This is a genomic window from Methylopila sp. 73B, from assembly GCF_000526315.1.
Taxonomy (GTDB): domain Bacteria; phylum Pseudomonadota; class Alphaproteobacteria; order Rhizobiales; family Methylopilaceae; genus Methylopila.
In genome coordinates, this window is record NZ_JAFV01000001.1 from 2,645,701 (window position 1) to 2,658,670 (window position 12,970).

The following is a 12,970-nucleotide window of genomic DNA, read 5'->3' on the forward strand; positions in this document are numbered from 1 at the left end:
ACTCGCGAAACGTCGGAACGCTGAAGCGGACGTCCAGCGGATCGTGATCGGAAGCGCGGCGGGCGCGCCATGGAAGGCGTTCGAAAACGCTCAACCCGTACGATTGGTTCGCCGATTTGGTTCGCTACGCGACGTCCGGGCCGCCAGCGGGCGGCTCCAGGGCGGGACGAGCCAGCAGATCGCCCTGGAGATAGGTGGCTCCCCAGGCGGTCAGCAACTCCGCCACCTCCTCGGTCTCGACCTGCTCCGCGACGGTCTCCAGCCCGAGCTCCCGGGCGAGCGCCAGCAGGGCGCGGACGAAGGCGGCGCTGTCGGCGGACGTCCCGAGATCCCGGACGAAGGAGCCGTCGATCTTGACGAGATCGACGCCCAGTTCGCGCAGCGCCTTGAACGAGGTGTGGCCGGTGCCGAAGTCGTCGATCGCGACGCGGACGCCGAACGCCCTGAGCTGCGCGACGAAGCGCCCCGTGACGGCGAGGTCGGCGATGGCGGCGGTCTCGGTGATCTCGACCATGAGCCGCGACGCCATGTCCGGCCGCAGCGTGAACCACGAGGTCAGCGCCTCGAGCCAGCTCTCATCGTTGGTGGTCGAGGCCGAGATGTTCACCGCGAGATGGATCTGAGGGTTTTCGGCGAGCCGTCGAACCGCAAGGTCGAGCACCCGATGATCGAGCATGTGCACGATCTTCAGCTCCTCCGCCGCGCGCACATAGGCGCCGCCCGAGACGACCTCTCCGGATTCGGTGGTGATCCGCAGCAGCGCCTCGCTCCACACCGGGTCGCGCGCGCCGGCGCGGAACACCGGCTGGTAGGCCAGCGCCACCCGCCGGCTGCTCATCGCGGCGATCAGCTCGTCGGCGAGGCGCAGGTCGGCCCGGCGGGCCGCTTCCCGCTCGGGGTCCGGCGCGTATATCTGGAACCCGGTCGCGGTCCCGCTGGCGCGGGCGAGCGCCGTGCGCGCGCGGGCGATGAATTCGGCGCCGTCCCGGGCGTGACGCGGCGCGACCACGCCGCCGATCGCGACGCGCACCGCGATGGCGCCCGCGCCGGTGTCGATCGGCTCGTCGTGCACCGCCGCGATCAGCCGGCGTCCCACGACCTGCAGGTCGGCGGCGTCGCACTCCTGCAGCACGAGGCCAAAGGTCGAGGTCGAGAACCGGCCGAGGCTGTCGCCGCCGCGCATGGCGCCCCGAAGCCGCCGGGCGACGGCGACCAGCACCTGGTCGCCCACGTCGAAGCCGTAGGCGTCGTTGACGCCGCCGAGGTTCACGACGGAGGCCAGGACGAAGGAGGTCGAGGTCTGCATCCGCGCGCCCGCCGCAAGGGCGCTGGCGGCGATTTCCATGAGGCGCGGCCGCGCGAGCAGACCCGTGAGCGGGTCGAAGCGCGCGAGCGAGGCGGCCTGTTCGGCGCGCTCGTGATGGGCGCCCAACCGACGGATGACGCCCACGACTTCGGCCGGTCGTCCGTCGGCTCCCGCGCGCCAGCGGCCCCGGTCCTGGATCCAGAGGCGCTGCGCCCGGCCGCCGCGGAGCAGCGGATAGTCCACCTCGAACGGCACGCCCTCGCCGCTGTCGGCGCTCGCGGAGCCGAACACCGCCTCGCGGCGGGTGGTCAGCGCCTCGGGATCGAACAGGGCGGCGAAGGCGGTCTCGCTGTCGAGCCGCGTCGCAGCCGGGAGTTCGAGCAGGCCGTGCGGATCGCCGATCCACCGTAGGTGGTCGGACGGCACGTCCCACACATAGGCGGCTTCGCCGACGGCCACGAGAATGTCGTCGACCGCGAGGCGGCCAAAGCTGGTCGCGCCTCCCGCGCCGATGTGCGTCGTCATGCTCGCCCCCAGGCGCAGGAACAGGAATCGCCGGCTTGGAATCTGCCGACGTCTCTCTTAACTTTTCCGTCGTCGGCTGCCGACGCCGCCTGTGGTTAACATTAAGTTAAATTTTAGGTTGCGGACGGAAAAAACGACGCGCTCCATGCCTTGAGGCGGGCTCACGCGTTGGAGTGAGACGGCGAACGCGCCATGGCGGGCTTAGGGAGGCGACGCGGATGTTGATGATCGCTGGTCCGGGTCGAGCCGAGCGGGCCGCACGCGCCACGCGGAAGCGCGGGGTCGATCCTGTCTCCTCCTCGCCGCGCGTCGAACCCGCGGCCGACGCCGCGTCCGCCTCCGACCGTCCCGACGCCGATTTCGCCGCCCGAGCGGAGTCGACACAGAAACGGTCGGGACCGGCGCCGCTTGGCCGGCCTTTCGCGCCGCTTGTCGCCCAGCTCATCGCCGGCGTCCTCGGCCTGCCGCAGACCCGCGCGCGCCGCCGGGCCGAGCCGGCCCACGCGACGCGGGCCTACAGCCGGAGAGCGGCCGACGCGCCCCGCGGGGCGCTTTTCGAAGCGAAGGCCTGAGAGCCGGCGTTTCCCTGGGGACGGAGCCGCCTCCAGCGCATTTGCAACTCATTCAAGACTCCACCTATATGACGTGCCATGAGCAGGCACGGATCCAGCATTGCCGCGCGTTCGACCGAGACCTTCGCGGGCCTCGCCGATCACGTGCGTCTGCCGTCGCGGTTCCACGCGCGCCTGTCGGCGATCAGCACGCGACTCCGGGGCTGAGACCCGACCCGCGCGCCGACGGCGCGACGCCACGTCCGTTCCGCATTCCAGAAGGCTTAGAGGCGCACCATGTCCGCCGCTCCCAAGACCCTGTACGACAAGATTTTCGACGACCATGTCGTCGACCGGCAGCCCGACGGCTCCGTGCTGCTCTACATCGACCGCCACCTCGTCCATGAAGTGACGAGCCCGCAGGCTTTCGAGGGCCTGCGGATGACGGGCCGCAAGGTGCGCGCGCCGGAAAAGACGCTGGCCGTCGTCGACCACAACGTGCCGACCACCAGCCGGCTGCTGCCGAACCCCGATCCGGAAAGCGTCGCCCAGATCGCGGCGCTGGCCGAGAACACGCGCGAGTTCGGCATCGAGTACTACGACGAGTTCGACAAGCGACAGGGTGTCGTCCACATCGTCGGCCCCGAGCAGGGCTTCACCCTGCCCGGCACGACGATCGTCTGCGGCGACAGCCACACCTCGACGCACGGCGCCTTCGGGGCGCTGGCGCACGGCATCGGCACCTCCGAGGTCGAGCACGTGCTCGCCACCCAGACGCTGATCCAGACCAAAGCCAAGAACATGCGCATCACGGTCGACGGCAAGCTGCCGGAAGGCGTGGGCGCCAAGGACGTGATCCTCGCCATTATCGGCGAGATCGGCACCGCGGGCGGCACCGGCTACGTGATGGAGTACGCCGGCGAGGCGATCCGCGCGCTGTCGATGGAAGGCCGGATGACGGTCTGCAACATGTCGATCGAGGGCGGCGCCCGCGCCGGCATGATCGCGCCGGACGAGACCACCTACGCCTATGTCGAGGGCCGCAAGCGCGCCCCGAAGGGCGAGGCCTGGGACGCCGCGCGCCGCTACTGGGAGACGCTCGTCTCCGACGAGGGCGCGCATTTCGACCGCGAAATCCGCCTCGACGGCGCCAACCTGCCGCCGATCGTGTCCTGGGGCACGAGCCCGCAGGACGTGGTGTCGATCACCGGCGTCGTGCCCGATCCGGACGCCGCGTCCGACGAGGGCAAGCGCGCGGCGATCAAGCGGGCGCTGGCCTACATGGGGCTGACCGCCGGCTCCAAGATCACCGACATCGCGCTCGACCGCGTGTTCATCGGCTCCTGCACCAACGGACGGATCGAGGACCTGCGGCAGGCGGCGAAGATGGTCGCCGGCAAGACCGTGAACGCCAACGTCGCGGCCATGGTGGTGCCGGGCTCGGGCCTCGTGAAGGAGCAGGCCGAGGCCGAGGGGCTGGACAAGATCTTCACCTCCGCCGGCTTCGAGTGGCGCGAGCCGGGGTGCTCGATGTGCCTCGCGATGAACCCCGACAAGCTGCGGCCCGAGGAGCGCTGCGCCTCCACGTCGAACCGCAACTTCGAGGGCCGTCAGGGCTTCAAGGGCCGCACCCATCTGGTGTCGCCCGCGATGGCCGCAGCCGCGGCGATCGCCGGCAGGTTCGTCGACATCCGCGAGTGGCGCTGAGGTCGACGCCGGCGCCGGCTCGTTCTTGTCCCGGCCTTGAGCCGGGACCCAGATGCGCGACGGTCGGGGACTCGCACGACCTCCGCGTTTCATTTGGAGAACGCAGCGCTTCTGTGTCCCGGCTCGAGGCCGGGACACAAAAGCGGGCGTGTTCGAGCGTCCGTTTCGCCTGACCATCCACGCTCTCGTCACCGGAGCGCATCCGTGAGCCTTCGCACCCTCCCGCGCCTCGGCGTCGACGACGCGGGCCGGCTCGCGCCGCTGCTCGCGGCCTACTCCGCCGCGCTGCTGCATGAGGAGCCGGGCGCGCCGGACGAGGCCTACGCCCGCGCCCTGATCGACGACCACGTGGCGGAGATCGCCGGCGCCGAGCTCGACGGCCGGCTGGTGGGCTTCGCCGTGTACTACGACCTTCCCGAAGCCATCTCCCGCCGCCGCGCCGGCCAGCTCGACGACCTCTACGTGGATCCTGCTTGCCGGGGCCGCGGCGTCGCTCAGGCGCTGCTGGAGCGGCTCGTCGCTCACGGCGAAACGCTGGGCTGGGTGCACCTGCGCTGGATGGTCCCGGATGGCAACCCCGCCGCCGCGCTCTACGACCGCCTCGCCGAACGCGCGCCGTGGCGCAACTACGTCATCCGGATCGACCGCTCCGTGCGCTGGTGAGCGGCGGAACTCGCGCGCGACCGGAACCCTACAGCGCGAGCGCCCCGACCATCCGCTCGAAGGCGAACAGAACGCCGCGGTCGAGCTTGTCGCCCATGTCCCGCATGACGGCCAGCGCTTCCTTCGACGACATCCGCGCGCGGTAAGGACGGCTCTCGATCAGGGCCGCGAAGATGTCGCAGACGGTGATGAAACGGACCACGTCCGGGATCGCGTCGCCCGCCAGCCCGTCGGGGTAGCCGCTGCCGTCGAGATACTCGTGGTGGCTGCGGACGATCGCCAGGAGTTCGGGCGAGACGTTTCCCTGCGCCAGCAGCACGGCGTGGCCGTTCGGGGCGTGGAGCCGCATGATCGCCATCTCGTCGGGCGTCAGCGGGCCGGCCTTGTTCAGGATCTCCAGCGGCACGCCGACCTTGCCGATGTCGTGCAGCAGCGCGCCCTCGATCACGCGCCGGCAGTCCCGCGGGGTGAAGCCGAGCGACTCGCTGAAGGCGGCGGCCAGCCCCGCCACCAGCAGCATGTGCTGATAGGTGACGTCGTCGAAACTCCAGACGGCGTCGAGCCAGCCGTGCAGGCCGACCTTCTCGAGGGTGCGGGTGACGTGGCGCCCGCCATCGAGCAGGCGCTCGACCGGCACGGGCCGCCTGTCCTCCGCGGCGTCCATCAGGCTCGCGAGCACGAAGCCGGCCTCGCGCGCGCCGCGACGGGCCGCGGCGGCGCGCCGGTCGTCCCCGTCCGAGGTCATCACCCGCAACACGGCGCTGACCAGGACGTCGCGGGAGGCGTCGCTCGGGAGCACGACCGCCGCGCCGAGCGCCAGCGCCTGCACGTCCGCCCGCCGGCTCTCGTGCCGCATCAGAACGACCACCGGCGTCGCAGCGCGGTTCATGCCGTTCAGCGCCGCGCGCGCCATGGCGACCGAGGCCGTGTTGTCGAGAGCGATGTCCGTAACGATGGCGGCCGGCGTCTCGGCCGGCATCGGCTTGTGCGGCGCGGCCATGCGGCAACGGGAGATCAGCCCGAGATCGCGCTGCAGCCGTCGTCCTTCCGCCGGTCGATCGGTGAGAAGGACGATAGAGCCGCTCATGGCGCTCGCTCCTACAGCCCTGGGCGGTCGCCGGCTGGCGTCGCGAAAGTGTGAACAGGCCGGCGCCAGGCCGCAAGTTCGCCCTCCGTCGAATGGCGCGTGCCGACTGGGCCCGTGAGCAGGGCTTGAAACCCTGAGGGACGCGCCCGTCTTCGCGATGGCCGCGTCCCTCAGCGAGGCCAAGAGGCGCTTACTCCGCGGCGGCCGCCACGTTGGCGAAGCCGCCGCCGACGCGTGGACCCGCCTCGCGGATCTCGGCGTCGACCTCGCTGAAGGCCTCGAAGTTCTTCTGGAACATGCGCGCCAGCTTGCGGGCGGCGCGGTCGTAGGCGGCGGGATCAGCCCAGGTGTCGCGCGGGCGCAGCAGCTTGGCCTCGACGCCGGGCACGTCGGTCGGCACGGCGAAGCCGAAGGTCGGGTCGACGTAGGTCTCGACGTCCTTCAGCGCGCCGCTGAGCGCCGCCGAGAGCAGCGCGCGGGTGGCGGCGATCGGCATCCGCCGGCCCTCGCCGTAGCCGCCGCCGGTCCACCCGGTGTTGACCAGCCAGCAGTCCACGCCGTGCTCGGCGATCAAGCTCTTCAGAAGCTCGCCGTAGACCTCGGGCCGGCGCGGCATGAAGGGCGCTCCGAAGCAGGTGGAGAAGGTCGCCTGCGGCTCGCTGACGCCGGTCTCGGTGCCGGCGACCTTCGCGGTGTAGCCGGAGAGGAAGTGGTGCATGGCCTGCGCCGGCGTGAGCCGCGCGATCGGCGGCATCACGCCGAAGGCGTCGGCGGTCAGCATGACCACGTTCTTTGGATGCCCGGCGCGGCCGCTGGCGTGGACGTTGCGCACGAAACGCAAGGGATAGGCCGCGCGGGTGTTTTCGGTGCGGGTCCCGTCGTCGAAATCCGGCTGGCGGGTGACCGGGTCGATCGCGACGTTCTCCAGCACCGCGCCGAAGCGGCGGATGGCGTTCGCGATCTGCGGCTCGGCCTTGGGGTCGAGCCGGATGGTCTTGGCGTAGCAGCCGCCTTCGAAATTGAAGACGCCGTTGCGTCCCCAGCCATGCTCGTCGTCGCCGATCAGGGCGCGCTCGGGATCGGCCGACAGCGTCGTCTTGCCCGTGCCCGACAGGCCGAAGAACACCGCGACGTCGCCGGCCTTGCCGACGTTCGCCGAGCAGTGCATCGGCATCACGTTGCGCTTCGGCAGCAGGTAGTTCAGCGCGGTGAAGACCGACTTCTTCATCTCGCCCGCATAGGCCGTGCCGCCGATCAGCACAACGCCGCGGGCGAAGTCGATCGCGATCACCGTCTTGGAGCGAACGCCATGGCGCTCGGGATCGGCGTGGAAGCTCGGGACGTCGAGAATGGTGAGGTCCGGCCGGAACCGCGCGAGGTCCGAGCGCTCGGGCTCGATCAGCAGCGTGCGGATGAACAGCGAGTGCCAGGCGTATTCGGTGAACACCCGCACCTTGAGGCGGTTCGAGGGGTCCGCCCCGCCGTGAAGGTCCTGCGCGAACAGTTCGCGCCCCGCGACATGCGCGATGAAGTCGGCCTTGAGCAGGTCGAACTGCTCGGGCGTCAGCGCGCCCGCGTTGTCCCACCAGACCTCGTTCTCGGTCGCGGCGTCGCGGACGATGAACTTGTCCTTGGGCGAGCGGCCGGTGTGGGAGCCGGTTTCGGCGACGAGCGCGCCGGTGGCCGCCAGCGAGGCTTCGCCACGGCGGACCGCGCGCTCGACGAGCGCCGCCTCCGTCAGGTTCCAGTTGACTCCCGCCAGGCCCTCGAAGCCGAAGGCTTCAGCGCCGTGATCCGGGTTCCACTCTCCTGTCTGCCTCACATCGTCCTCCTACACGCTTGCCCCCGCGCGCCGCGTCTCCAGCGCGCCCATGGGAGAAACCAGCGAAAACCGGCGCGAACGTGACGGCGGCGGCTGTTTTGCCGCACAGGCCCCGCGTTCGGGCCCTTCTGATCGCGATCTTCCTGCGACGATATCACGCCTTCCGTTGGGACGATCGGACGATTCTCCTCCGCGACGAGGGTCAGGCGGGCGTCGGTCCGCGGAAGTAGGGTTCGACCTCGCCCTTGAGCTTCAGCGTCATCGGCTTGCCGAACCGGTCGCGCGCGAGGCCGGCGGCGACGCGGATCCAGCCTTCGCTCACCGAGTATTCCTCGACGTTGGTCTTCTCGACGCCCTTGAAGCGGATGCCTACGCCGCGCTCGAGCGCCTCGGCGTCGTAGAACGGGCTGTCAGGATCGGTCGAGAGGCGGGCGGGCGGCGTGTCGGCCATCGAAGGCGGCTCCGGAGAGGTTGCGAGACGCGGCGGACCATAGGCGCAGCGTTCCGTGGGGCCAAGCCTCTCTCGTTCTCTGCGCCGCGCCGATCGTTTCGGGCAAGCCAATCGCCGGGCGCCGACGCATGACGACCTTGCGCCGGCCACGCCGCAGCCTCGCCTCATTCGCGAACGATCAATTCAATGTTGCGTCGCAGCATTGAATTGTGCCCTGCGGCGCCCACCTGATCTCAGCGACGACGACGTCCCCCGGTCGTTGCGCCAAAAGACTGGATGCGCCATGGCCCGCTTCGGCGATCTCGCCTCGGAACTGAACCCGTTCCTGAAGATGTGGTCGCTCGACGGCGGCGGCGCCTCCGCGGCCCGCAGCGCCCCCGCCGACGCGCGGCTCGCGACGGTCGCCGAGTTCGGCGGCAACCCCGGCGACCTCGTCATGCGGAGCTACACGCCCACGGGACTCGCGCGCGGATCGGCGCTGGTCGTGGTGCTGCACGGCTGCACCCAGACCGCAGCGAGCTTCGAGCAGAGCGCGGCCTGGACCGCGCTCGCGGACGAGCACGGGTTCGCCGTGCTCTATCCCGAGCAGCATGCGGGCAACAACCCGAAGCGCTGCTTCAACTGGTTCAACCCCGAGGACGTCGCCCGCGGCGCCGGCGAAGCGGCCTCTATCCGCGCCATGGTCGAGACCATGGTCGCCGGGCATGGGCTCGACCGCCGCCGGGTGTTCGTGACCGGGCTGTCGGCCGGCGGCGCGATGACCTCCGCGCTGCTCGCGGCCTATCCCGACGTCTTCGCCGGCGGCGCGATCATGGCCGGACTGCCCTGCGGGGCGGCGTCGTCCGTGCCGCAGGCCTTCGAGAGCATGTACAAGGGCGCCGCCCGACCGGCCCGCGAATGGGGCGACGCCGTCCGGGACGCCTCGGACCATGGCGGCCCTTGGCCGAAGGTGAGCGTCTGGCACGGCGGCGCGGACTCGACCGTCGTTCCCTCCAACGGCGACGAGATCGTGAAGCAGTGGCTCGACGTCCACGGGCTTCATAGCGCGAAGCCGACCGTCGAGCGCAAGGGCGGCCGCACCCGCCGGGTCTGGACCGGCCCGGACGGCGACGCCGTCATCGAACAGCACGTCGTCGCCGGCATGAACCACGGCGTCGCGCTCGACGCCCGGCGCGGCGAGACGCCCGGTCCCTTCATGCTGGACGTCGGCGTGTCGGCCAACCGCGACGTGCTCGCGTTCTGGGGCCTCGCCACGGCGAAGTCCGCGGCCAAGGACGCTGGCAAGAACGCCGGCAGGGACAGCGCCAAAAGCGCTCCTGAGGCCACCGCCGAGCCCCTTCGCCCCGCGTCGGCCCGCCGACCCGCCGCCGCGACGACGGCGGCCAAGCCGTCCCGCAGCGGCTTCGCCGGCCGCATGGAGCCGGAGCCCCGACGCAGGGGCGGCATCGACGTGCAGGGCGTGATCGCCAAGGCGCTGAAGGCCGCCGGCCTGATGAAGTGACGCCGCCGGAACGCCTCGTCGCCGCCCCGCGTTGACCGTGGGGCGACACGGCTGCGGGCGGGCGAATGATCACGGACCTCTGGTACAAGAACGCGATCGTCTACTGTCTCTCGGTCGAGAGCTTCATGGACTCGAACGGCGACGGGGTCGGCGACTTCCCCGGGTTGACGCGCCGGCTCGATTACCTCCACGGCCTCGGCGTCACCGCTGTCTGGTTGATGCCGTTCCAGCCCTCGCCGGGGCGCGACGACGGCTACGACGTCTCAGACTATTACAATGTTGACCCGCGCTACGGCTCGCTCGGCGATTTCGTGGAGTTCACCCACGCGGCGAAGCAGCGCGGCATGCGCGTTCTGATCGACCTCGTGGTCAACCACACCTCCGACCAGCACCCCTGGTTCAAGTCCGCCCGCAAGGATCCCAAGTCGCCGTTCCGCGACTGGTACGTCTGGTCGAAGACCAAGCCGAAGAACGCCGACGAAGGCATGGTCTTTCCCGGCGTCCAGAAGACGACGTGGACGCGCGACGACGCGGCCAAGGCCTATTACTTCCACCGCTTCTACGAGTTCCAGCCTGACCTCAACACCTCCAACCCTGAGGTGCAGGCCGAGATCCTCAAGATCATGGGGTTCTGGATCCAGCTCGGCGTGTCCGGCTTCCGCATGGACGCCGTGCCCTTCGTCATCGCCGAGAAGGGGGCGGACGTGACGACGCCGAAGGAGCAGTTCGAGATGCTCCGCTCGTTCCGGGAGTTCCTGCAGTGGCGCAAGGGCGACAGCGTCATTCTCGCCGAAGCCAACGTCCTGCCCGAAGACGACATGAAGTACTTCGGGAACGACGGCGATCGCATGCAGATGATGTTCAACTTCCAGGTCAACCAGCGGCTGTTTTATGCGCTGGCGAGCGCCGACGTCGCGCCGCTGGAGAAGGCCCTCAAGGACACGCGGCCGGGCTATCCCACGGCGCAGTGGGGCATGTTCCTGCGCAACCACGACGAGCTGGACCTCGGGCGTCTGACCGAGGAGCAACGTCAGGCGGCCTTCGCCGCCTTCGGACCCGAGAAATCGATGCAGCTCTACGACCGTGGCGTGCGACGGCGTTTGGCCCCCATGCTGAAGGGCGACCGCCGCCGGCTTGAGCTCGCCTACAGCCTGATGTTCGCCCTGCCGGGGACGCCCGTGCTGCGCTACGGCGACGAGATCGCCATGGGCGACGACCTCGACCTGCCCGAGCGCTACTGCGCGCGCACGCCGATGCAGTGGGCGAACGAGCAGAACGGCGGCTTCAGCACAGCTGAAAAGACTTATTTGCCGGCTATCTCAGGTGGCGGCTACGGCTATCAGTCCGTCAACGTGGCGCAGCAGCGGCGCGATCCGAACTCGTTCCTGAACTGGCTGGAGCGGCTCGTCCGGATGCGGCAGGAGACGCCGGAGATCGGCTGGGGCGACTACCAGATCCTCCGCACGGGCGCGAAGGGCGTGCTCGCCATGCGCTACGACTGGCGCGGAAACGCCGCGGTGTTCCTGCACAACTTCGGCGAGGAAGGCTGCGACATCGCCTTTCGCAGCGGCGGGGCTGAGGGCGAGCCCGACCATCTTGTCAATCTGCTGTCCGCCGACCACAGCCGCCCCGGACCCGACGGTCGCCATCACGTCACGCTCGAGCCCTACGGCTACCGCTGGTACCGCCTCGGCCGCCTGGACGAGACCCAGCGCCGCACCGCCGCCGCGTGACCTCCCCGCCTGACGCCAGCTTCCAGGATCGATCCATGACCGACACGCCCTGGTGGAAGAGCGCGGCGATCTATCAGGTCTATCCGCGCTCGTTTCAGGACACCGATGGCGACGGCGTCGGCGACCTGGAAGGAATCCGCAGCCGGCTTGGCCATCTCGTGGAGCTCGGCGTCGACGCGCTCTGGATCTCGCCGATCTACCCCTCGCCGATGGCCGACTTCGGCTACGACGTCGCGGACTACTGCGGCGTCGATCCGATCTTCGGCTCGCTCGCCGACGTCGACCGCCTGATCGCGGAGGCGCATGCGCGGGGCTTGAAGCTCATCCTCGACTTCGTGCCCAACCACAGCTCGGACCGGCACCCGTGGTTCGTGGACAGCCGCTCCGGCCGAAACGCGCCGAAGCGCGACTGGTACATCTGGCGCGACCCCGCGCCCGGAGGCGGTCCGCCGAACAACTGGGTCAGCAACTTCGGCGGGCCGGCCTGGACCTACGACGAGGCCTCCGGCCAGTACTACCACCACGCCTTCCTGAGCGAGCAGCCCGACCTGAACTGGCGCAACCCGGAGGTGCGCGCCGCGATGATCGACGCGCTGCGTTTCTGGCTCGACCGCGGCGTCGACGGCTTTCGCGTCGACGTGCTGTGGCACCTGATCAAGGACATCGACTTCCGCGACAACCCGCCGAACCCCGACTACGGCCCCGGCATGCCGGAGATCGCGCGCGTCCTGCAGGTCCATTCCGCCGACCAGCCGGAGGCGATCGAGGTGACGCGGGAGCTGCGGGCGACGCTCGACGCCTACCCCGGCGACCGCGTGCTCATCGGCGAGCTTTACCTGCCGTTCGAGCGGCTGATGGCCTATTACGGTCCGGACCTCACCGGCGCGCAGCTGCCGTTCAACTTCCACCTGATCCTCGCGCCCTGGAACGCGCGCGGACTCGCCCGCCTGATCGCGGACTACGAGCAGGCGTTGCCTCCCGGCGGCTGGCCGAACTGGGTGCTCGGCAACCACGACCAGACGCGCGTCGCGAGCCGCCTCGGCCGCGCCCAGGCCCGGGTCGCGGCCATGCTGCTCCTGACGCTGCGCGGGACGCCGACGCTCTACTACGGCGACGAGATCGGCCTGATGGACGGCGTCGTCCCGCCCGAGGCGCTGCGCGACCCCTGGGCGCTGCGCGAACCCGGCGTCGGCGGGCGCGACCCCTGCCGGACGCCGATGCCCTGGGACGACGGGCCGAACGCCGGCTTCTCGACGGCGGCGCCCTGGCTGCCGCTCGGCGACGGCGCGCCCCGCAACGTCGCGGCGGAGGCCGCCGATCCCCGCTCCATGCTCGCGCTGCACCGCCGGCTGCTCGCGCTCCGCCGCGCCGCGCCGGCGCTCGCGCTTGGAACCTACGAGGCGGTCGCGGCCGAGGGCGACCTGCTCGCCTATCGACGGCAGGACGGCGAGGCTCGCCTGCTGGTCGTGCTGAACCTCGGACCGAGGCCCGCCACGTTCGAGGCCGGCGCGCCGACGCGCACGCTGCTCTCAACCCATCTCGACCGCGAAGGGCCGGAGCCCGCAGGGGCGCTGGCGCTGCGCGCCGACGAGGGGCTGGTGCTGGCGATCGAGGGCTGAGCGCG

9 protein-coding genes are annotated in these 12,970 nt (G+C 70.5%); 5 read left to right on the top strand and 4 right to left on the bottom strand.

Annotated features, from left to right (window positions below):
- Positions 1-124 precede the first annotated feature (124 nt).
- Positions 125-1,831 (bottom strand): GGDEF and EAL domain-containing protein, encoded by a 1,707-nt coding sequence (locus tag K244_RS0112795; protein WP_020186669.1) that lies wholly within the window; start codon positions 1,829-1,831, stop codon positions 125-127.
- An 848-nt stretch (positions 1,832-2,679) separates the two neighbouring features.
- Between K244_RS0112795 and leuC the strand changes: the two genes are divergently transcribed.
- Together leuC and K244_RS0112815 are read left to right on the top strand one after the other, a co-directional pair.
- Positions 2,680-4,089 (top strand): 3-isopropylmalate dehydratase large subunit, encoded by a 1,410-nt coding sequence (leuC, locus tag K244_RS0112810; protein ID WP_020186672.1) that lies wholly within the window; start codon positions 2,680-2,682, stop codon positions 4,087-4,089.
- Positions 4,090-4,293: 204 nt separating this feature from the next.
- Positions 4,294-4,752, top strand: a complete 459-nt coding sequence (locus K244_RS0112815; protein WP_020186673.1) for a GNAT family N-acetyltransferase — start codon at positions 4,294-4,296, stop codon at positions 4,750-4,752.
- Positions 4,753-4,780: 28 nt separating this feature from the next.
- Here the strand turns inward: K244_RS0112815 and K244_RS0112820 are convergent, their stop codons facing one another.
- The 3 genes from K244_RS0112820 to K244_RS0112830 all read right to left on the bottom strand — a co-directional run bounded on the left by K244_RS0112820 (position 4,781) and on the right by K244_RS0112830 (position 8,112).
- Positions 4,781-5,839, bottom strand: coding sequence for an HD domain-containing phosphohydrolase (locus tag K244_RS0112820; protein WP_020186674.1), 1,059 nt, complete (start codon positions 5,837-5,839; stop codon positions 4,781-4,783).
- A 190-nt stretch (positions 5,840-6,029) separates the two neighbouring features.
- Positions 6,030-7,661, bottom strand: coding sequence for a phosphoenolpyruvate carboxykinase (locus tag K244_RS0112825; RefSeq protein ID WP_020186675.1), 1,632 nt, complete (start codon positions 7,659-7,661; stop codon positions 6,030-6,032).
- A gap of 202 nt (positions 7,662-7,863) precedes the next feature.
- Positions 7,864-8,112: a DUF3297 family protein gene (locus K244_RS0112830; protein WP_020186676.1), complete on the bottom strand. Its 249-nt coding sequence runs from the start codon at positions 8,110-8,112 to the stop codon at positions 7,864-7,866.
- Between the two features lie 283 nt (positions 8,113-8,395).
- Here K244_RS0112830 and K244_RS0112835 point away from each other — a divergent pair, with 283 nt between their 5' ends.
- From K244_RS0112835 to K244_RS0112845, 3 genes are all read left to right on the top strand, one after another.
- Positions 8,396-9,613, top strand: a complete 1,218-nt coding sequence (locus K244_RS0112835; protein WP_020186677.1) for a PHB depolymerase family esterase — start codon at positions 8,396-8,398, stop codon at positions 9,611-9,613.
- 65 nt (positions 9,614-9,678) lie between these two features.
- Entirely contained in the window at positions 9,679-11,346 is a 1,668-nt protein-coding gene (locus tag K244_RS0112840) for an alpha-amylase family protein (protein ID WP_020186678.1), read from the top strand.
- 35 nt (positions 11,347-11,381) lie between these two features.
- On the top strand, positions 11,382-12,965 hold the full coding sequence (locus K244_RS0112845; RefSeq protein ID WP_020186679.1) for an alpha-amylase family glycosyl hydrolase: 1,584 nt from the start codon (positions 11,382-11,384) through the stop codon (positions 12,963-12,965).
- Positions 12,966-12,970 lie beyond the last annotated feature (5 nt).